This is a genomic window from Paractinoplanes rhizophilus (genome assembly GCF_042664765.1).
Taxonomy (GTDB): Bacteria; Actinomycetota; Actinomycetes; order Mycobacteriales; family Micromonosporaceae; genus Actinoplanes; species Actinoplanes rhizophilus.
In genome coordinates, this window is sequence record NZ_JBHTBJ010000009.1 from 34,828 (window position 1) to 53,618 (window position 18,791).

Here is an 18,791-nt window from a genome sequence, read left to right on the forward strand (position 1 = left end):
GTAGGGTCGCAGCCATGCGCGACCTCCTCAGTCCCGTCATCGTCGCCCCGATGGCCGGTGGGCCGACCGGCACCGAGTTGGTGCGGGCCGCCGCCGAGATGGGCACGCTGGGCTTCCTGGCGGCCGGATACAAGACGCCGGCGGCGGTGGAGGACGAGCTGCGGGCGGTGCGCGGCGTCCCGCACGGGCTCAACATCTTCGTGCCGACGCCGGCGCCCGCCGACCTCGAGCCCCTCGAGCGGTATCGCCTGCTGCTGCGCGACGAGGCCGACCGCTACCAGGTCGACCTGCCCCCGCTGCGGGTCGGCGACGACGACGAGTTCGCGGCGAAGGTGGAGCTGGCGATCGCGTACGGGACACCGCTGGTCAGCTTCACCTTCGGGGTGCCCGAGCCGGCCGTCACCCGGGCGCTGCGCGCGGCCGGCAGCCGGGTCCTCATCACCGTCACGTCGGCCGGCGAGGCGCGCCGCGCGCTGGCCTCGGCGCCGGACGCCCTGATCGCCCAGGCCGGCGCGGCCGGCGGCCACGCCTCGACCACCAGCCCGGCCGGCTACCGGGGCGGGTCGGTCGCCGCCGAGGTCCTCGCCGCCGTGCGCGCGGTCACCGACATCCCGGTCATCGCGGCCGGCGGCGTCGCGTCCGCGGCGGACGTGCGCGCCCTGCTCGGCGCGGGCGCCGCGGCCGTCCAGTGCGGCACGTACTTCCTGCTCGCCGACGAGGCCGGCACCCGCCCGGCCCAGCGCGCCGCGATGCTCTCCGGCGACTATCGGGAGACGGTGGTGACCCGGGCCTTCACCGGTCAGCCGGCCCGCGCCCTGCGCAACCGCTTCACCGACGCCTACTCGGCGGTCGCCCCGATCGGGTACCCGGCCGTGCACCACCTGACCGCCCCGATCCGCGCGGCGGCGGCGAAACGGGGCGACCCGAGCGCGCTGAACCTCTGGGCGGGCACGGGGTTCGCGGCGGCCCGCGCCCGCCCGGTCGCCGATCTCATCGCCGGCCTCGTCGCCGATCTGCCGGACTGACGGGCCGATCGGGCCGGTCGCCGCCTTCGGGACTGACGTGCAACCGGCCGATCGGCCGGCCCCGTCTGAGGGGTGATGACCCAACGGAGGGACGGGCGATGCGGGACGGTTCGGAAGCGGACTACGTCGAATACGTCGCCGCGCGGATTCCCGCGCTGCGACGGCTGGCGTATCTCCTCACCAGCGATTCACATCGCGCCGACGACCTGGTGCAACAGACCATCACGAGGCTGTACGTGAAGTGGCGGCGGGCGCAGGCCGCCGACAACCTCGACGCGTACGTCCGCACGATGCTGGTCCGGACGTTCCTGGACGAGAAGCGGCTGGCCTGGGCCCGGGTCCGCCTGTTCCGGGAGATGCCCGAGCCGCCGCCGCTCGAGGACGGCGGCAGCGAGGACCGTCAGGTGGTGCGCGCGGCCCTGCGGCGCGTGCCCCGCCGGCAACAGGCGGTGCTGGTGCTGCGGTTCTTCTACGACCTGCCGGTCGAGGAGACGGCCGCGGTGCTCGGCTGCTCGGCCGGCACGGTCAAGAGCCAGACCTCCCGAGGGCTCGCCACCCTGCGGCGCCTGCTCGGCGAGCGGGACTTCGCAGGCTTTTCCGCAGTGCGATGAAGGAGCCGATAATGCCATCCGAGACCGAGCTGCTGCGGTCCCTCGACCCCGAGCCGCCGCAGCCCTCGACCGTCGACATCACCCGGGCCATGGCCGACGGGCGGCGGCGCAAGAGCCGCCGCGCGGTGGGGTACGCCGGGGTAGCGGCCGTGACCACGCTGGCCGTCGCCGGAGCGGCGATCGCGGTGAGCGCGAGCCGCGCCAAGACCGGCACGACCACCCCGGTCGCCGCGTCCCCGTCCGCGTCCGCGAAGCCGAAGGCCGCCTACACGATCCCGGGCACGCCCGGGTGGGCCGCTCCGGCCGCGACGCCGCCCACCAGCTGCACGCTCGAAGAGCTGCCCGTGCCCGACGGCGTGCGGATGGCGCTCGTGTCCGGCGCCGACCCGACCGGCGCCTATCAGGTCGGCCGCTCCTACCCGAAGGGCGGCTACCAGGCGGTCATCTGGCACAACGGCAAGGCCGCCAAGGTGAACCTGCCCGGGGACCTGGAGGAGTCGCTGCGCGACGTCAACTCCGCCGGCACCGCGGTCGGCTGGAGCTACCAGGGCAAGAGCGACGCCGACACCGGGCCGGTGCCGTACGCGTACGTGCACGGCAAGGTGGTGAAACTCCCCGGGGTGAGCCGCGGTGAGGCGACCGCCATCAACGAAGCCGGCGCGATCGCCGGCGAGGCCGGCGATCATGCGGTGGTCTGGCCGTCGGCGACCGCCAAGCCGATCGTGCTTCCGGTGCCGAAGGGCATGCAGAGCGCGACGGCCACCGACATCGACGAGGACGGCACGGTGGTCGGCAGCCTCGACCTGAAGGTGCCGTACGTCTGGTTCGCCGACGGCACGCATCGCGCGCTGCCGTTGCCCACGGTCGACGGGAAGACGGCGGTCAGCGCCCGGGCTTTCTCGGTCCGCAACGGCTGGGCGATCGGCGTCGCCGATCAGAACGACGAGGGCCGGGCCGGCAAACCGGCGGACCGGATCTGGGCGGTCCGGTGGAACGTCCGCACCGGCGAGACGCTGATCGCCGACGACTGGCAGACGCGGGCCGACGCGCGGAACGCGCAGGGCTGGGAGGTCGGCATCACCAAGCAGGGCCGGGCGGCGCTGCTGGCCGGCGGCAAGCGGATCGAGCTGCCGGCGCTGGCCCAGCACGAACCGGGACTGCTCACGAACGTCCCCAACGCGATCAGCGACGACGGCCGGGTCATCTCCGGGCAGTCGGACGACGCCTCGGACACCATCCGGGCGGTCATCTGGAGATGCGTGTAGGGCACAGGGATTGCTCAGCGGCCTCACAGCAATCCGACGCACAGTAGTACCAGCTGCTCCGTCGGTAACTGGAGGAAAGATGCTCGCCCTCGTCAGCCTGGTACTACTGCTGCTGCAACTGATCCTGGTCGCTCGCGTGGTGCTCGACTGGTCCGTCGCGCTCGCCGGCCCGTCCACGGCCGGTTCGTTCCGGTACCGATTGACCCGCGGTGTCACCGCGATCACCGAGCCGATCCTCGCGCCCGTCCGGCGGATCATCCCGCCGCTGCGGGTCGGGGGCGTCGCGATCGACCTGGCCTTCATCGTCGTGTTCTTCGCGATCGTGCTGATCCGGTCGCTGATCTCCTGACCGGTCGCGGACGCCGCGCCTCATCGCCCTCGGGGGATGAGGCGCGGCGCCTTCTCCAGGCCCGATACTGGGCGCATGACCGTACAGTTCACCGCCGACGACTACGCGGCCCGGATGCGACATGCGGTCGAGGCCGCCACCGCGCACGGCCTGTCCGGGATCCTGGTCGGGCTCGGGCCCGACCTGACCTGGCTCACCGCGTACCGGCCGACCGCGGTCACCGAGCGGCTCACCCTGCTGGTGCTCACCGCCGACCGCCCGCCGACCCTGGTGGTGCCGGCCCTTGAGCGCCCCGACGCCGCCGCCGCGGTGGGCGCGCCGGCGCTGACCCTGGTCGACTGGGCCGACGGCAGCGACCCGTATCAGTCGGTCGCGCCGCTGCTGCGCCCCGACGGCCGTTACGGCATCTCCGACGCCACCTGGGCGATGCACCTGCTCGGCCTGCAGAAGGCGCTTCCCGGCACGTCCTACGAGGCGCTCTCGGTCTGCCAGCCGATGCTCCGCGCGGTCAAGGACGAGCACGAGCTGGCCCGGCTGGCCGCGGCCGGTGCGGCCGCCGACGCCGCCTACGGCGAGATCCTGGGCGTACGCTTCGCCGGCCGCCGCGAGACCGAGGTGGCCGCCGACCTGGCCGCGCTGCTCCGCAAGTTCGGTCACGAGCAGGTCGACTTCACCGTCGTCGGCTCCGGCCCCAACGGCGCCAACCCGCACCACGAGGCCGGCGAGCGCGTCATCCAGACCGGCGACGCGGTCGTCCTCGACTTCGGCGGCCTCCTGGAGGGCTACGGCTCCGACACCACCCGCACGGTCACCGTCGGGCCGCCCGCCGACGAGGTCCGCGAGGTCCACGCCATCGTCCGCCAGGCCCAGCAGGCGGCCTTCGAGGCGGTCCGGCCGGGCGTCGCCTGCGAGGAGATCGACTGGGTGGCCCGCCAGGTGATCCGCGACGCCGGCTACGGCGAGTACTTCATCCACCGCACCGGCCACGGCATCGGCGTGACCACCCACGAGCCGCCGTACCTGGTGGCGGGGGAGAAGCAGCCGCTGGTGCCCGGGATGTGCTTCTCGATCGAGCCCGGCATCTACCTGCCCGGCAAGTTCGGCGTCCGGATCGAGGACATCGTCACCGTCACCGAGGAGGGCGGCCGCCGCTTCAACAACACCGACCACGGTCTCGCCCAGGTCGCCTGACCGGCTCGGCCGCCGGAAGCCGGGATCAGGCGGGGATCACCCCCGATTGGAGAACCCGCAACGCCGCCTCGACGGTCGTCGCCATCGCCGTGCGGGCCGACGCCAGGTAGCGCCGCGGATCGACCAGGTCCGGCTGGTCCCCGAGCGCGTCGCGGACCGTCCCGGTGAACGCGGTGTTCAGCGCCGTGCCGATGTTGATCTTTGCCATGCCGCCCCGGACCGCGGCACTGAGCTCCTCGTCGGGCACGCCCGAGGAGCCGTGCAGCACCAGCGGGACCGGCACCGCGGCGGCCAGCCGGGCGATCAGGTCGTGGTCGAGCTTCGCGCTGCGGGTGGTCATCGCGTGCGACGAGCCGACGGCGACCGCCAGCGCGTCCACCCCGGTCGCGGCGACGTACGCGCGGGCCTCGTCCGGGTCGGTGCGCGCGCCCCTCGCGTGCGCCCCGCCCTTGCCGCCGATCTCGCCGAGCTCGCTCTCCACCCAGAGGCCGGCCGCGCGGCAGCGTCGGACGGCGCCGGCCGTGGCGGCGACATTTTCCGCGTACGGGAGGCGGGAGGCGTCGTACATGACCGAGCCGAATCCGTTCGCCGCCGCCTGGGCGAGCAGCTCGTCGTCCTCGACGTGGTCGAGATGCAGCGCCACCGCGACCTCGGCGGCCTCGGCGATGCTGCGCGCGGCGGCCGCGATCGGCGCGAGCCGCCCGTGGTGGAAGCGCACCGCGTTCTCGCTGACCTGCAGGATCACCGGCAGCCCGGCCGCCTCGGCCCCGGCCACGATGGCCTCGGCGTGCTCGATGGTGATCACGTTGAAGGCGCCGACCGCGCCGCGCTCCTTCCGCGCGGCGGCGACCAGGTCACCGGTGGGTGCGAGCACGGGTTCCTCCAGCGGGCGGCGCGGCGGGCACGGCGGACGAGCGCGCGGCGGGACGGGTGCGGGCGGTCGCTCGTGTCCGCCGGTAGACGTCGGGGTCGAAGGCGCCGGCCACCGGGGCGGCGACGGCCGCCGCCGACAGGGCGACGGCGTCCGGCAGCAGCTCCGGCCAGGGCGTGTGGTCACGCAGGCCGCGGGCGAGCGCGGCGACGCAGGCGTCGCCGGCCCCGGTCGGGTTTCCCTCGACGGGTATGGGCGGCGCGCACTCCCACACCTCGTCGCCGGCGACCGCGAAGAGGCCGGCCACCCCGCGGGACACGACGACCGGCCCGTCGGCGAGCGCGCGCACCGCGTCGGCCAGCCCCTGCGGCCCCGGTTGGCGGACGTTCGCGGTGCGCAGGACGGCGGCCAGCTCGTCCGCGTTCGGCTTGGCCACGGAGGGGCCGGCGCGCAGGCCCGCGTGCAGGGCGGGACCGCTGCTGTCGAGCACCGTCCGGACGCCGGCCGCCGAGGCGAGGGCGATCAATTGGGCGTACGCGTCAAGCGGAACGCCGGGCGGAAGGGAACCGCTCAGCGCGACCACCGTGGCCGGACCCAGCAGCTCGCGGAACTCGGCCAGGAACAGCGACCACTCGCCGGCGCCGACGACCGGGCCGGGCTCCCAGAAGCCGGTGGCGTCGGTGGCGTCGACCACGGCCACCGTGCGGCGGGTCTCGCCGGCGATGCGTACGAAGCTCGACCGCACGCCCTCGTCGGTGAGCAGGCCGGCGACCCGGGCGCCGGTGCCGCCGCCGAGCAGGCCGGTCGCCAGCACCGGCTCGCCGAGGGCGTGCAGCACGCGGGCCACGTTGAGGCCCTTGCCGCCGGGGCGTTCGGCCACCGTGCCGACCCGGTGCGTGCCGTGCGGGACCAGGGCGTCGACCGAGTAGGTGAGGTCGAGGGCCGGATTCAGGGTGACGGTGACGATCATGCCGAGGCTCCGAAAGGGATCTGCCCCGCCTCGGGCCCGTCTGCCGGAGCCCTGGCGAATCGGACTGCCGGGCTGGGTACCGGCTGGGCTCGATCGCGTCGAGGTTGATTGCATCTGATCGAACGCGCAGATGTCAATAGCCGAACATGCGCGTATGGTGCTCTCGGCGTGTTCATATGGACAGTGGAGGCGGTCGTGGCCGAGTTCGACGTTCTCGTGGTCGGGGACGCCAATCCCGATCTGCTGCTGCGCGGCGACGTGCGGCCGCGCTTCGGCCAGGCCGAGCAGCTGCTGACCGCGGCCGACCTGGTGCTGGGCGGGTCGGCGGCGATCACGGCGGCCGGGTGCGCGCGGCTCGGGCTGCGGACGGCGTTGCTGGCCGCGGTGGGCGACGACGTGTTCGGGCGGCTGGTGCGGGACGAGCTGGAAAAGCGCGACGTGACGCTGCTGGCCGCCGACGGGCGCGGCGCCCCGACCGGCCTGACGGTCGTGCTGTCCGAAAAGGACGACCGGGGGATGCTCACCCTGCCCGGCACCATCCCGGCGCTGCGGCCCGCAGATGTCACCGGTGAGCTGCTGGCGAGGGCGCGGCATGTGCATGTGGCCTCGTTGTATTTGCAGCCAGAGCTGGCGGCGGGGCTGGCGGACATCTTTCGCAATGCCCGAAAGATCGGGCTTACCGCTTCGCTCGACACCAACTGGGATCCCGACGAGACGTGGGAGTCGATCACAGAGATCCTCGCGTTCACCGACGTCTTCCTCCCTAACGCGAATGAGCTGAAGGCGATCACTGGTCTGGATGAAACGGACGAGGCGGCCGCGAGCCTGGTGGCCGGCGGCACGACCGTGGTGATGAAGGACGGCGCGCGCGGTGCCCGGGCCTGGTGGCCGGGCGGCGCCTGCGCGGCCCCGGGCCGGACGGTGGACGTGGTGGACACGACCGGCGCCGGCGACAGCTTCAACGCCGGCTTCCTCGCGGCCCGCCTGAGCGGGAAGTCCATCGAGGACGCCGTCGGGTGGGCCGCGGTCGCCGGCTCGCTGAGCACCCGGGCCGCCGGCGGAACGGCGGCCCAGGCGGGACCGAAGGACCTGGCTGTTTGACCGCGGGTGCGGACCAAAGCCACTTGGCCAGCGGCGTGATGGTCACATCACCCCTTGATGCCGGTGAAGGTCATCGTGGCGATGAACTTCTTCTGGGCCACCAGGAACGCGATGATCAGCGGCATGGTGGCCAGCACGTTGCCGGCCATCAGCTGCGACCACTCGGTGCGCCGCATGCCCTGGAAGTTGGCGAGCCCGATCTGCAGCGTGAACCGGCTGTCGTCGGAGATCGCCACCAGCGGCCAGAGCAGGTCGTTCCAGCTCCACAGCAGCGTGATGATGGCCAGCGTGGTCAGCGCCGGCTTGGCCAGCGGCAGCACGATGCTGCGGAACGTCCGCCACCGGCCGCAGCCGTCGATCAGCGCCGCCTCCTCGAGCTCGACCGGCAGCCCGAGGAAGAACTGCCGCATCAGGAAGATGCCGAACGCCGAGGCGAGCCACGGCACGTACGCGGCCGCCAGGGTGTCCACGATGCCGATCCGGGCGAACATCAGGTACGTCGGGATCATCAGCAGCTGGATCGGGATCATGACGGTGGCCAGGATCAGCACGAACGCCAGCCCGCGACCGGCGAACTTGAGGCGGGCGAAGCCGTAGCCGGCCATCGAGCAGAGCGCCAGGTGCGCGACGACCGCGATGCCCGAGACGATCACCGAGTTGACCAGCCAGCGCAGCGCCTTGGTCTCGGCGAACAGGTGCCGGTAGCCCTCCAGGTGCAGGCTGGTCGGGATCAGCTTGGGCGGGAACTGGTTGATCTCGGCGCTGCTCATGAACGAGGTGAGCACCATCTGCACGAGCGGCAGCACGAAGATCAGCGCGAGCGGCATCAGCAGCAGATGCCAAGGGCTGAACGGCAGCTTCCATCGCATGGTCAGAACACCTCGGACCCGCGCCGACGGCTGTAGAGGATCACGATGAGGCTCAGTACCAGGGTCACGATGAACAACAGGTACGCGGCGGCCGCGCCGTACCCCAGCCTCTGGGTTTGAAATGCCAGCTCGTAGATGTAGTAGACGATCGTCTGGGTGCTGTTGATCGGCCCGCCCCGGGTGGTGGTGTAGATCAGATCGAACAGCTGCATCGCGGTGATGGTCTGCCAGACCGCCGCGAAGACCGTGACCGGCCGCAGCTCCGGCAGCGTGACGTGCCGGAACACCCGCCACTTGCCGGCCCCGTCCATGGTGGCGGCCTCGACCAGGTCGCGCGGGATGTCCTGCAGCGCGGCCAGGTAGATCACCGTGGTGAAGCCGACCTCGCCCCAGAGCGCGATCACGCAGATCACGTAGATCGCCACGTGCCGGCTCTCCAGGAACTGGCCCTGCGGCAGGCCGAGGTGGCGCAGGATGTCGTTGACCACCCCGAACTGCGGGTTGAAGACGAAGCCGGCCAGGATGCCGGTGGCCGCGGCCGACGCCACGTAGGGCACGAAGATGCAGGTGCGGTAGAAGCCGATCAACCGGATCTTCTGGTTGAGCGCGACCGCGATGAGGATGCCGAGGACGATCGAGCCGGGTACGAAGATCGCGGTGAGGATCAGCGTGTGCCGGGTCGCCGCGATCATGTCGGGGTCCTGGACGAGCTTGCGGTAGTTGCCCCAGCCGACCATCGTCGCCGGGGCGATGCCGTTCCACTTGGCCCGGGAGATGAAGAACGCCCAGACCGCCGGGAAGATCGAGAGCCCGACGACGATCGCGGTGGCCGGGCCGGCGAAGGCCCAGCCGGTGAGGTGCCGCCGCAGAGCGCGGCCGCGAGGGCCGCGCTCGGCGGGTACCGGCGTGGAGGGGGACCGCGGGGTGACCGCGAACGTGACGGCCATCGGCTATCCGATCGCGTCGGCGGACTTCTTGGCCGCCTCGTCCAGGGCCTCCTTGGGCTGGGCCTGGCCCTGCATCACCTTGGCGATCGCGTCGCCGACGTTGCGCGAGAGCACCTCGTACCCCGGGAGCGTGGGCCGGGCCTGCTTCGCGTTGGCCAGGTTGTCGAAGAACTTCTGGCCGCCCGGGTACTCCTTGATGTAGGTGGCGAACTCGGGGGTGTCCTTCTCACTGCTGCGCAGCGGCAGGTTGCCGACCGCGAGGTTCCATTTCGGGTCGATCTCCTTGCTGGTCAGCCACTTCACGAAGTCGCGGGACGCGCCGGCCCGGTTCACGTCGTCGTGGTCGAAAAGCACCCACAGGTCGGGGCCGGAGACGGTCTGGTGGTCGCCGTTGTAGCCGGGCAGGTTGACCACGCCGTAGTCGAGCTTGGCCTCCTTGATCTCCAGCAGCGACCACGGGCCGGACAGCATCATCGCGACGTGCCCGCTGTTGAACAGCCCGGCGTACTTCTCGTCGGTCTGGTCGAGGTACATCGACTTGTCGTCGACCGCCATCTGCCGCAGCGTTTCGAGCGCGGCCACGCCGGCGTCGGAGTTGAAGGCGGGCTTGGTGCCATCGAGGATCTTGCCGCCGTGCTGCCAGAGCATCGGCCACAGGTGCCAGGTGGTGTCCTCGCTGCCGGAGACCGAGTAGGCCGTGCCGTACGTCTTAGTAGCGGTGTTCGTCAGCTTCTTGGCCGCCGCGCGGAAGTCGTCCCACGACCAGTCGTCCGTCGGGTAGTCGAGGCCGGCCTGGTCGAACAGCTTCTTGTTGTAGATCAGCGCCAGGTTGTCGACCAGCGCCGGGATCCCGATGACCTTGCCGTCGGCGGTCGCCACCTCGCGAGCGGCGGCCGGGATCTCGTCCCATTGGAAATTCGGGTCATTGACGTACGAGGTGAGGTCCTGCGTCTTGCCGCTGGCGCCCAGATCACCGGCCCAGTTGCCGTAGGCGTAGGAGATGTCCGGATAGTTGCCGCCGGTGAACCCGGCCGACAGCTTGGTGAGCAGGTCGTCGGTGGTCGGCGCCCCGGACGACACCTTGATCGTGACGTTCGGGTGCGCGGTGTGGTACTCGGCCGCCAACTGCTCGGCCACCTTCTCCTGCTCGTCCGGCTGCCCGGTCCACCAGGTGATTTCGACGTTCGCCTTCGGGTCGTAGCCCGCGGCGGCGTCCTTGCCGTCATCGGTCGTGCCGCCCATGCAGGCGGAGAGCAACAGAGCGGCCACCGAGCCGCTCGCCAGCAACCGGAAAGTTCTCATCAAAGCACCTCGATGTTCGTCGGGTCAGGGGGTAAGGACGACGGATCGGGTGAGCAGTCGTGGGTTGTCCGGGTCGAGGCCGCGATGGGCGGCCAGGGCCAGCGCGAAGCGCTGGGCCAGCACGAGCTGGGCGAGGGGGTCCAGCCGATTCCGGTACGCCGTGGCGCCGGCGCCGCGGGCCACGTCGTCGAGCTCGGGATCGGTGTTGCCGAAGGACCACACGAGCGAGCGCGGTCCGCACACCGCGACCGGGCCGTGCCGGAAGTCCTTGGCCGGGTACGACTCGGAATACGCCTGGGCGGCCTCGCGGACCTTGAGCGCGGCCTCGTTGGCCAGGCCATAGGTCCAGCCGGTGCCGAGGAAGACCAGATGATCGATCTCGGCCGGGTCCTTGGGAAGATCGACTTTCAGCGCCTCGCGGCCATCGCGGACGACGCGGTCGATGTTCTCGCCGAACGCGTGCCGGGTGAGCGCCAGCACGGTGGTGGGGAACCGGGTCTGCACCACGCTGCGCTCGTCGGCGAAGTCGAGCACCAGCTGCGCGTCGGTCAGGTCGTCGACCGGCTCGCCGCGGACCGCGGTGATCGCGACCGTGCGGGCCGACGGCGGGATCGTCCGCAGCGCCTCGAGCACCTCGGTCGAGGTGCCCGAGCGCGTGACCGCGAGGATCCGGTCGTAGCGGCGGCGGGGCCGGAACTCCGACGCGCAGATCGCGTCGGTTTCCCCGAAGCCGGCACTCTCCCGAAGCTCGGCCAGCGCCTGCGCGACGAACCAGGAGGTGCCGCAGCCGAGCACGAGCATGCGCTCGCCGGGGGCGACGAGCTCCCGCTCCGCCTGGTCGCTGAGGGCCAGGCTCCGCAGCCACACCTCCGGCTGACTGGTGATCTCGGCCTCAGTGTCATTCATGTTCGAGAATTATGCTCGTTTGTGATCACTCCACAAGATGTGCGCATCAAACGAGCATCGCGGAGTGAGCGTTCTATCTCAGCGCCTCGGGCATGAGGTCGCCGTGCGCCGCCGTCAGCTCGTCGCACAGCGCCCAGATCTGATCGACGGTGAGGGTGGCCGCCGTGTTCGGGTCGACCATGGCGGCCTGGCGGACCATGCGCTTGTCGCCGGTCAGCGCGGCCCGCACGGTCAGCTGGCCCACGCTGACGAAGCCGCGGTTGAGCGCGGCGCATTGCGGGGGCAGGTCGCCGACCCGCTCGGGTCGCACGCCGAGGCGGTCCACCACGGCCGGCACCTCGACCGCGTAGCCCTCGGGGAGGTTGCCGATCAGGCCGTGGTTCGGGACGTTCGCGTGGATGCGGCGCATGGTGCCGGTGACCATGCTGTGGATCACCTGCGGGGCGTACTCGGTGGCGTCGCGGCTGAGGTCGAGCGGTTCGCCGTTTTGGAGCGATGCGCGGGTTTTTTCATACTCCGCCACGTTGCCGGCGCTGATCCGCAGGTAGTCGCCGACCGGGATGCGCAGCCGGGTGATCTCCTCGTCGTGGCGCAGGTACCACGGGACGTACTCCGACGAGTGCTCGCTGGTCTCGGTGGGGAAGTACCCGAGCCGCTGGTACATGTCCATGCGTACGCGTCTGCGCAGCTCGGGATCCTTCTCGAGCAGGGAGTCCAGCTTCGGATACAGCGACTCGCCCCGGTGCTCGAACCTGAGCAGCCAGGCCTGGTGGTTGACGCCGGCGCCCAGGTAGTCGATCTCGTCGAGCGGCACATTCAGCAGCTCGGCCAGGTCGTGGACGGTCCAGAAGACGGAGTGGCAGAGGCCCACGGCCTTGATCGCCGGATTTATGGCGGCAAGGTAGGCGATGTTCATGGCCATCGGGTTGGTGTAGTTCAGCAGCCAGGCATCGGGACAGACCTCGGCGATGTCCCGCGCGATGCCGTCCAGCACCGGGAAGGTCCGGAGGGCTCGGAAGATGCCGCCGATGCCGAGCGTGTCGGCGATCGTCTGGCGCAGGCCGTACTTGGCCGGTATCTCGAAGTCCTTGACGGTCGCCGCATACATGCCGACCTGGATCGAGTTGATTACGAAGCCGGCGCCGTCCAGCGCCCGTCGCCGGTCGAGGCTCGTCGTGATGGTCGGACGGCAGCCGAGCTGCTCCGCGGTCTGCCGGGCGATCGCCTCGGCCGTCTCCAGGCGCTCGGGGTCGATGTCGTGCAGGGCCAGGGTGACGTCGCGGAGCTCGGGGAACGAGAGAATGTCGGCCAGCAGCTCGCGGGTGAAGACCACGCTGCCGGCGCCCAGGAAGGCGATCACTGTCATGGCCGGATTCTTGGCGCGATCGCCAAGAACGCGCAATAGCAACTGGTGGATCGCTTGGAAACGAACTACATTGACTGCTCGTTTGATCAATCGTTGAAGAGGATCCATGAGTTCGCTGCGCCGGGCCGACCGGGTGTCGGCCATCCTCGAGCGCGTCGCCAGCCACGGCTCGGTCGACGCCGGGCACCTCGCCGACGAGTTCGCGGTCTCGCCCGCCACCATCCGCCGCGATCTGCAGGTGCTCGAGGACCAGCGCCTGCTGTCGCGCACCCACGGCGGCGCGGTCGCCGTCGACGTCGCGTACGAGCTGCCCGTCCGCTATCGGGTCGGCCAGCACCGCGAGGAGAAGGCGCTGGTCGCCAAGACCGTCGCCGAGCTGCTTCCGCGGGGGCCGCTGACGCTCGGGCTGACCGGCGGCACCACCACGCACCTGCTGGCCCGGCTGCTCGCCGAGCGGGTCGACCTCACCGTGGTGACCAACGCGCTCAACATCGCCGCCGAGCTCGCCCTGCGCCCCCGGCTAAAACTGATCATGACGGGCGGCGTCTCCCGGACCCAGTCCTACGAGCTGGTCGGCCCGATCGCCGACCAGGCCCTCAAAGGCTTGAACATGGCGGTCGCCGTGGTCGGCGTGGACGGGATCAGCGCCCGGGGCGGCCTCACCACCCACGACGAGATCGAGGCCAACACCAACGCCACCATGATCCGCCGCGCCGACCGGGTGATCGTGGTCGCCGACGGTTCCAAGGTGGGCAAGGTCTGCCTGGCCGGGATCTGCCCGGTCACGGATGTGTCCACCCTGGTCACCGACGCGAGCGCCGACCCGGCCGGGGTCGACGCGATCCGCCGCCAGGGCACCGAAGTGATCGTGGCCGGCGCATGAGCACGTCGCTGGTGCTGGTGGGCGCGGGACAGCGCGGGATGGGCTATGCGCGGCGGGCCGTGGCCTCGGGCGCGGGCCGGATCGTCGCGGTGGCCGAGCCCGACCCGGATCGCCGGTCGCGCGCGGCCGGCGAGTTCGGCGCCGCGGCGGTTGCCGACTGGCGCGAGATCGATGGCCGCCTCGCCGACGCGGCGATCGTCGCCACCCAGGACCGCGATCATGAGGGGCCGGCCGTCCATCTGGCCGGGCTGGGCTACCACCTGCTGCTCGAGAAGCCGATGGCGCCCGAGGAAGGCCCGGCGACCCGCATCGCGTCGGCCGTCGACGACGCGGGGGTGATGCTGGCCGTCTGCCATGTGCTGCGCTACACGCCGTACACGAAGGTCTTGAAGTCTTTGATCGATGACGGCCGCATCGGCGACGTCGTCAGCATTCAGCACCTCGAACCGGTCGGCTGGTGGCACCAGGCGCATTCGTTCGTGCGCGGCGCCTGGCGGGACACCGCGAGCTCGTCGCCGATGCTGCTCGCCAAGTCATGCCACGACATCGACTGGTTGCTCTACGTGGCCGGGTCGCCGGCCCGGCGGGTGAGCTCGTTCGGCGGTCTCGCGCACTTCAAGCCCTCGTCGAAGCCGGCCGGGGCCGCCGACCGCTGCCTGGACTGCGCGGTGGAGCCCGATTGCCCCTACTCGGCGCCGCGGATCTATCGCGACGCCGGGCCGGGCTGGCCGGTCTCGGTCGTGCTGTCGTCCTATGCGGACCTGGACGAGGCCTTGCGGCTCGGGCCGTACGGGGAATGCGTCTACAACGGGCAGAACGACGTCGTCGACCACCAGGTGGTCACGATGGAGCTGGAGAGCGGCGTGACCGTGGCCTTCACGATGACCGCGTTCACGCCGGCCGAGCAGCGCAAGACACGGATCTTCGGCACGCACGGCTACCTCGACGGCGACGGCGCCGCGATCCGGATGGTCGACTTCCGCACCGGGGCGGACACCGTGGTCACCGTTTCCGATCAGGTCTCGGCCGGTCACGCCGACGGCGACGAGGCGCTGGTGGACGCGTTTCTCGCGGCGGTGGCCTCGGGTGACGCGTCGCTGATCCGGTCGGACGCGGCCACGTCGCTGGCCGGGCACCGGGTGGTGTGGGCGGCGGAGCGGGCGCGGCACACCGGAACCGTCGTCAGTCTCGCCTGAGATCGGCCGCGTGCTCTCCTAGGATCGGCCGCATGAGCGACGGCTATGCGGCGCGGCTGCCGCGGCGGTGGCGCACGGTCTTCACCGTCGCGTCGGTGGCCGTCTCCTTGCCCGCGTTGATCTGGACGTCGTCGTTCGGGCCACGCGTGCTGGTCGTCGCCCTGATCCTGGTGCAGGCGGCGGCGCTGTGGTGGCTCGACGAGCGGCCGCGGCTCGGTACCGCGGTCGTCCTCGTGGTGAGCGCGGCGCTGCAAACTCTGATTCCGGATTTCGGGCCGGGGATCGCCTTCGTGGTGCTGTGCACGTACGCCTGGTTGCGGCCGGCCGCCGAGACGCTGTGGATCCTGGGGCTCGCGGTGGTCGCGGTGTGCGGGCCGACCCTGGCGCAGCAGCGGTGGGTGACGGCCGCGCTGTGGCTGGGCGCGGTGCTGCTGGCGTGGAGCTGGGGCGCGCTGGCCCGGGCGCGCGGGGCCCGGCTGGTGGCCGAGCGGCGGCAGGCGGTGCTCGAGGAGCGGGCGCGGATCGCGCGCGACCTGCACGACATCCTTTCGCATACGGTCTCGGTGATGGTGGTGCAGGCGGCGGCGGCCGACGACGTCTTCGAGTCGAATCCCGCGCGGGCGCGGGAGGCGCTGCGTCGCACCGAGGAGGCGGGCCGGCATGCGCTTGCGGAGTTGCGCGGTTTCTTGCGTACGGTGCGCGCCGACGATCCCGGGAACGCGGGGCCGCAGCCGACGCTCGAGGATATGGATCGGCTCGCCACCACGATGGGCGAGTCGGGGCTGCGGGTTTCCGTCCGCCGCGAGGGTGACGGCGACGTGCCGCTCGGGGTGCAGGTCAGCGCGTATCGGATAGTGCAGGAGGCGCTGACGAACACGCTGCGCCACGCCCGGGCGTCCGCGGCCGAGGTGACGGTGCGGGTCGACGAGTCGGAGGTGCTGGTGCGGGTGCGCGACGACGGATCCTCCCCGGTGGCGAAGCCGGGTGGGCACGGCCTGATCGGCATGCGGGAGCGGGCCGAGATCCTCGGCGGCTCGTTCGCGGCCGGGCCGCGGGACGCCGGCGGGTTCGAGGTCGAGGCGCATCTTCCGGTACGGGAGAAGCCGTGACCATCAAAGTGCTGATCGCCGACGACCAGGCGCTGGTCCGTTCCGGCTTCCGGATGATCCTGGAGTCCCGCGACGACCTCGAGGTGGTCGGCGAGGCGAGCGACGGGGAGCAGGCGATCCGGCTGGCCGCGCAGACCCACCCGGACGTGGTGCTGATGGACGTGCGCATGCCCGGCCTCGACGGCGTGGCCGCCACCGCTCGGATCACCGCCGCCGCCGGCCCGCCTAGGGTGATCATCTTGACCACATATGACCTGGAGGAGCCGCTGTATGCGGCGTTGCGGGCGGGAGCGAGCGGGTTCCTGCTCAAGGACGTGCGGCCGGCCGACCTGGTCGACGCGATCCGGGTGGTGGCCGGCGGGGACGCGCTGCTCGCGCCGACCGCGACCCGTAGGCTGCTCGACCGGTTCCTGGCCACCGACGTGACGCCGTCCGCCGCCGATGGCTCGCTGGAGCGGCTCACCGAGCGGGAGCGGGAGGTGCTGACGTTGCTGGCCCGGGGCTCGTCCAACGCGGAGATCGCCGCGCGGCTGGTGGTCACCGAGGCCACCGTGAAGACGCACGTGTCGGCGATCCTGCGCAAGCTCGGGGTGCGCGACCGGGTGCAGGCGGTCGTGCTCGCGTACGATCTCGGCCTGGTGCGGCCGCGCCCCTCGTCTTGAGGCGCCATCGACGGGCCGCGTTGCTGCTCGCCCTGCTCGCGCCGATCTGCGCCGAGGTGAGTTCTCGGCACCGTGCCGTTGCGGATGGCGTGGGCCTGGCTGGTCTTCGCGCCGATCTACGCGCGCGGGCCTGGTGCGGGTGGCGGTGCCGCCGTCCGAAGACCCGGGATACACCATGCCGCTGCTGGCGGTCGCGATCGTTGTCCTGCTGGCGGCCGGGCTCATCGTGCTGGCACTGCGGGTGCGCCTGCGCCCTTCGCGCCGCCCGACCCTCCGCCGCCTCCTCACCCGGCCGCGACCAGCTCTTTCACCGCCCTTTGCTCTGCTCACCCTGAGGAAGCACGCCGCCCCCTTGGCTCTGCTCACTGTAGGGAAGCGCCTGCCCCTTTGCTCCGCTTACCGTGAGGAAGCAGAGCAAAGGTTCCCTGCGCCCTCCTCGCCGGCGGTTGCCGTGGTCGCGGCCGTCGCCACCTGCGGTTTCCTGGCGTTGATCTGGCCCTTCGGCGGTGCGACGCAGCCGTCGTTCACGCACGGCGACTGGTCGTTGGTGCCGATGGCGGCCGGCGCGCTGCTGGTGGCGGGCGCCGTGCGGGCCGGTTGGATCTATGCGTGGACGCCGCGCCATCTCGTGGCCGCGAGCTTCGGCGCGCTGGTCGGGCACACTGTCTTCGGCCTATTCGGCAACGCGGACGGCCCGGTCGACCGGCTCTATCTCGCGGCCGTGGCGGTGCTCACGGCGGTCGCCGGCTTCACTCTGCTGCGCCGTGCCGCGTTGCCGGGGCACACGGGTGGGGCGGACGCCGGCTCCGGTCTCTTGCGCCGTGCCGCTTTCCCGAGGCACGCGGGTGGGGCGGTCGCCGGCTTCCGTCCGCTGCGCCGTAACTCGTTGCCGGGGCGCGCGGGCGGCCGTCAGGCGGCGGCCGAGGCGCTGGCCGGGGAGCTCGACGTAGCGGTGGGCGAGCCACGAAAGACCGAACAGCAGCCCGAGGAAGCCGGCCACCGCGACGAGCTCGACCGGCCCGCGCAGCCGCCGGCCGAGGACGGTCAGGGGCACGGCGAGCAGCCCGATCAGCGGCACGTGAATGAGGTAGGTCGAGTAGCTCACCCGGCCTAGCCAGGCGAGGAAACGCGGCGTTCGCCGCCAGGCCATGCCGATGGCGAAGGAGCCGCCGATGACCAGCAGCGTGATGACCGAGCGGGCCATGTACTTCGGGGTGAGCGCGTTCAGCGAGACCAGCTCGGCGAACCAGTTGGTCAGCAGCGCCGCGGCGACCACGGCGACCGCCGCGACGGCCTGGCGGCGCGGGATCTGCCGGTGCTCGGCGCGGTAGATCGTGGTCCCGGTGAACATCACGGCCGGGATGAGTAGGCCGTCCCAGGCGTGGGACACGTCCTGGCCGGCGACCAGCAACGTGCCGGCGACGGCGAGCAGCACGATCGCGCCCGCGACCGCCACCTGGTGGTGGCGGCGGGTCAGCGCGATCAGGCCGATCGCGAGCAGCGCAGCGACGAGGAACGGAAGGGCCGGCGAGGCGAGCCGGCCGGGGGTGAGCGGCGCGGTGGCGACCCCGGCCACCGCGAGGCACACCGCGACGGCGGCGCTGGCGCGGTGCCGGCTCAGCGCGAAGAGGGCGGCGACGAGCAGGTAGAACGCCATCTCGAAGGTCAGCGTCCAGACCACCGGGGTGAGCAGGGAAGTGCCCAGCAGCTGCGGCAGCATGGTGAGGTGAGCGACCGTCCCGCCCAGCGTGAGCGGCGCGGCCGGGCTGGGCGCGGCCGGGCTGAGCGGCGCGGCCGGGCTGAGCGGCGTGGCCGGGCTGAGCGGCGCGGCTGGGCTGAGCGGCGCGGCCTGGGCGAGCGCGGCGGTCACCGCCACCAGGCCGCAGATCACGAGGTAGAGCGGGTAGAGCCGGGCGGCCCGGCCGATCCAGAATCGGCGCAGGTCGCCGTGGCGCTCCAGCGACGCCGGGATGATGTAGCCGCTGACCAGGAAGAACAGCATCACCCCGGCGGGGCCGGCGTGCAGCCACTCGGCGGAGACGTCACGGGCGCCGCGGAGCAGGTAGTGGCTCAGGTGCGCGTACACGACGAGCAGGGCCGCTATCGCGCGCAGCGCATCGAGCCACGCCATTCTTCGCTGCGGCATCCGCGAAGGGTACTCGTCGCGT

Annotated in this window: 18 protein-coding genes; 10 read left to right on the forward strand and 8 right to left on the reverse strand. The window is 71.9% G+C overall.

Going from position 1 to position 18,791, the window contains the following annotated elements:
- Positions 1 to 14: 14 nt before the first annotated feature.
- From ACFQS1_RS15075 to ACFQS1_RS15095, 5 genes are all read left to right on the forward strand, one after another.
- The gene (locus ACFQS1_RS15075) at positions 15 to 1,025 is read left to right on the forward strand and encodes a nitronate monooxygenase (RefSeq protein ID WP_378968268.1); all 1,011 of its coding nucleotides are present in this window, start codon (positions 15 to 17) and stop codon (positions 1,023 to 1,025) included.
- Between the two features lie 98 nt (positions 1,026 to 1,123).
- Positions 1,124 to 1,636, forward strand: a complete 513-nt coding sequence (locus ACFQS1_RS15080; protein WP_378968270.1) for a SigE family RNA polymerase sigma factor — start codon at positions 1,124 to 1,126, stop codon at positions 1,634 to 1,636.
- An 11-nt stretch (positions 1,637 to 1,647) separates the two neighbouring features.
- On the forward strand, positions 1,648 to 2,901 hold the full coding sequence (locus ACFQS1_RS15085; protein ID WP_378968272.1) for a hypothetical protein: 1,254 nt from the start codon (positions 1,648 to 1,650) through the stop codon (positions 2,899 to 2,901).
- Between the two features lie 79 nt (positions 2,902 to 2,980).
- A complete protein-coding gene (locus ACFQS1_RS15090) occupies positions 2,981 to 3,250 on the forward strand; it encodes a YggT family protein (protein WP_378968274.1) in 270 nt (89 codons plus the stop codon).
- Positions 3,251 to 3,325: 75 nt separating this feature from the next.
- Entirely contained in the window at positions 3,326 to 4,441 is a 1,116-nt protein-coding gene (locus ACFQS1_RS15095; RefSeq protein ID WP_378968276.1) for a M24 family metallopeptidase, read from the forward strand.
- 25 nt (positions 4,442 to 4,466) lie between these two features.
- On the opposite strand, the gene ACFQS1_RS15100 is transcribed toward ACFQS1_RS15095, so the two are convergent.
- Positions 4,467 to 5,315, reverse strand: coding sequence for a class II fructose-bisphosphate aldolase (locus tag ACFQS1_RS15100; protein ID WP_378968278.1), 849 nt, complete (start codon positions 5,313 to 5,315; stop codon positions 4,467 to 4,469).
- Positions 5,296 to 6,282, reverse strand: coding sequence for a 1-phosphofructokinase family hexose kinase (locus ACFQS1_RS15105; RefSeq protein ID WP_378968280.1), 987 nt, complete (start codon positions 6,280 to 6,282; stop codon positions 5,296 to 5,298). The genes ACFQS1_RS15100 and ACFQS1_RS15105 overlap by 20 nt, the downstream gene beginning before the upstream one ends.
- 168 nt (positions 6,283 to 6,450) lie before the next feature.
- Here ACFQS1_RS15105 and ACFQS1_RS15110 point away from each other — a divergent pair, with 168 nt between their 5' ends.
- Positions 6,451 to 7,383, forward strand: a complete 933-nt coding sequence (locus ACFQS1_RS15110; protein WP_378968282.1) for a carbohydrate kinase family protein — start codon at positions 6,451 to 6,453, stop codon at positions 7,381 to 7,383.
- Positions 7,384 to 7,430: 47 nt separating this feature from the next.
- On the opposite strand, the gene ACFQS1_RS15115 is transcribed toward ACFQS1_RS15110, so the two are convergent.
- The 5 genes from ACFQS1_RS15115 to melA form a co-directional block, all read right to left on the reverse strand.
- Positions 7,431 to 8,252, reverse strand: a complete 822-nt coding sequence (locus tag ACFQS1_RS15115; protein ID WP_378968284.1) for a carbohydrate ABC transporter permease — start codon at positions 8,250 to 8,252, stop codon at positions 7,431 to 7,433.
- Positions 8,253 to 8,254: 2 nt separating this feature from the next.
- The gene (locus tag ACFQS1_RS15120) at positions 8,255 to 9,199 is read right to left on the reverse strand and encodes a carbohydrate ABC transporter permease (RefSeq protein WP_378968286.1); all 945 of its coding nucleotides are present in this window, start codon (positions 9,197 to 9,199) and stop codon (positions 8,255 to 8,257) included.
- Between the two features lie 3 nt (positions 9,200 to 9,202).
- A complete protein-coding gene (locus ACFQS1_RS15125) occupies positions 9,203 to 10,501 on the reverse strand; it encodes an ABC transporter substrate-binding protein (RefSeq protein WP_378968288.1) in 1,299 nt (432 codons plus the stop codon).
- A gap of 24 nt (positions 10,502 to 10,525) precedes the next feature.
- Positions 10,526 to 11,407 (reverse strand): SIS domain-containing protein, encoded by an 882-nt coding sequence (locus ACFQS1_RS15130; protein ID WP_378968290.1) that lies wholly within the window; start codon positions 11,405 to 11,407, stop codon positions 10,526 to 10,528.
- A 73-nt stretch (positions 11,408 to 11,480) separates the two neighbouring features.
- Positions 11,481 to 12,773 carry an alpha-glucosidase/alpha-galactosidase gene (gene melA, locus ACFQS1_RS15135; protein ID WP_378968292.1) on the reverse strand — a complete coding sequence of 431 codons (1,293 nt, stop codon included), beginning with the start codon at positions 12,771 to 12,773 and terminating at the stop codon, positions 11,481 to 11,483.
- A gap of 106 nt (positions 12,774 to 12,879) precedes the next feature.
- Between melA and ACFQS1_RS15140 the strand changes: the two genes are divergently transcribed.
- From ACFQS1_RS15140 to ACFQS1_RS15155, 4 genes are read left to right on the forward strand one after another with little or no spacing between them, the layout of a single operon-like run.
- Positions 12,880 to 13,656, forward strand: a complete 777-nt coding sequence (locus ACFQS1_RS15140) for a DeoR/GlpR family DNA-binding transcription regulator (protein WP_378968294.1) — start codon at positions 12,880 to 12,882, stop codon at positions 13,654 to 13,656.
- Complete coding sequence (locus ACFQS1_RS15145; RefSeq protein WP_378968296.1) at positions 13,653 to 14,852, forward strand: Gfo/Idh/MocA family protein; 1,200 nt, start codon at positions 13,653 to 13,655, stop codon at positions 14,850 to 14,852. Before ACFQS1_RS15140 ends, ACFQS1_RS15145 begins: the two co-directional genes overlap by 4 nt.
- Positions 14,853 to 14,884: 32 nt before the next feature.
- The gene (locus tag ACFQS1_RS15150) at positions 14,885 to 15,961 is read left to right on the forward strand and encodes a sensor histidine kinase (protein WP_378968298.1); all 1,077 of its coding nucleotides are present in this window, start codon (positions 14,885 to 14,887) and stop codon (positions 15,959 to 15,961) included.
- Positions 15,958 to 16,623, forward strand: a complete 666-nt coding sequence (locus tag ACFQS1_RS15155) for a response regulator (RefSeq protein ID WP_378968301.1) — start codon at positions 15,958 to 15,960, stop codon at positions 16,621 to 16,623. Before ACFQS1_RS15150 ends, ACFQS1_RS15155 begins: the two co-directional genes overlap by 4 nt.
- Before the next feature lie 673 nt (positions 16,624 to 17,296).
- Here ACFQS1_RS15155 and ACFQS1_RS15160 read toward each other — a convergent pair.
- The gene (locus tag ACFQS1_RS15160) at positions 17,297 to 18,769 is read right to left on the reverse strand and encodes an acyltransferase family protein (protein WP_378968303.1); all 1,473 of its coding nucleotides are present in this window, start codon (positions 18,767 to 18,769) and stop codon (positions 17,297 to 17,299) included.
- Positions 18,770 to 18,791: the final 22 nt, after the last annotated feature.

Bases quoted from the DNA above. Each gene is read 5' to 3' on its own strand.
- ACFQS1_RS15075 (WP_378968268.1), top strand. From the start codon at position 15: ATGCGCGACCTCCTCAGTCCCGTCATCGTCGCCCCGATGGCCGGTGGG.
- ACFQS1_RS15080 (WP_378968270.1), top strand. From the start codon at position 1,124: ATGCGGGACGGTTCGGAAGCGGACTACGTCGAATACGTCGCCGCGCGG.
- ACFQS1_RS15085 (WP_378968272.1), top strand. From the start codon at position 1,648: ATGCCATCCGAGACCGAGCTGCTGCGGTCCCTCGACCCCGAGCCGCCG.
- ACFQS1_RS15090 (WP_378968274.1), top strand. From the start codon at position 2,981: ATGCTCGCCCTCGTCAGCCTGGTACTACTGCTGCTGCAACTGATCCTG.
- ACFQS1_RS15095 (WP_378968276.1), top strand. From the start codon at position 3,326: ATGACCGTACAGTTCACCGCCGACGACTACGCGGCCCGGATGCGACAT.
- ACFQS1_RS15105 (WP_378968280.1), bottom strand. From the start codon at position 6,282: ATGATCGTCACCGTCACCCTGAATCCGGCCCTCGACCTCACCTACTCG.
- ACFQS1_RS15115 (WP_378968284.1), bottom strand. From the start codon at position 8,252: ATGCGATGGAAGCTGCCGTTCAGCCCTTGGCATCTGCTGCTGATGCCG.
- ACFQS1_RS15120 (WP_378968286.1), bottom strand. From the start codon at position 9,199: ATGGCCGTCACGTTCGCGGTCACCCCGCGGTCCCCCTCCACGCCGGTA.
- ACFQS1_RS15125 (WP_378968288.1), bottom strand. From the start codon at position 10,501: ATGAGAACTTTCCGGTTGCTGGCGAGCGGCTCGGTGGCCGCTCTGTTG.
- ACFQS1_RS15130 (WP_378968290.1), bottom strand. From the start codon at position 11,407: ATGAATGACACTGAGGCCGAGATCACCAGTCAGCCGGAGGTGTGGCTG.
- melA (WP_378968292.1), bottom strand. From the start codon at position 12,773: ATGACAGTGATCGCCTTCCTGGGCGCCGGCAGCGTGGTCTTCACCCGC.
- ACFQS1_RS15140 (WP_378968294.1), top strand. From the start codon at position 12,880: ATGAGTTCGCTGCGCCGGGCCGACCGGGTGTCGGCCATCCTCGAGCGC.
- ACFQS1_RS15145 (WP_378968296.1), top strand. From the start codon at position 13,653: ATGAGCACGTCGCTGGTGCTGGTGGGCGCGGGACAGCGCGGGATGGGC.
- ACFQS1_RS15150 (WP_378968298.1), top strand. From the start codon at position 14,885: ATGAGCGACGGCTATGCGGCGCGGCTGCCGCGGCGGTGGCGCACGGTC.
- ACFQS1_RS15160 (WP_378968303.1), bottom strand. From the start codon at position 18,769: ATGCCGCAGCGAAGAATGGCGTGGCTCGATGCGCTGCGCGCGATAGCG.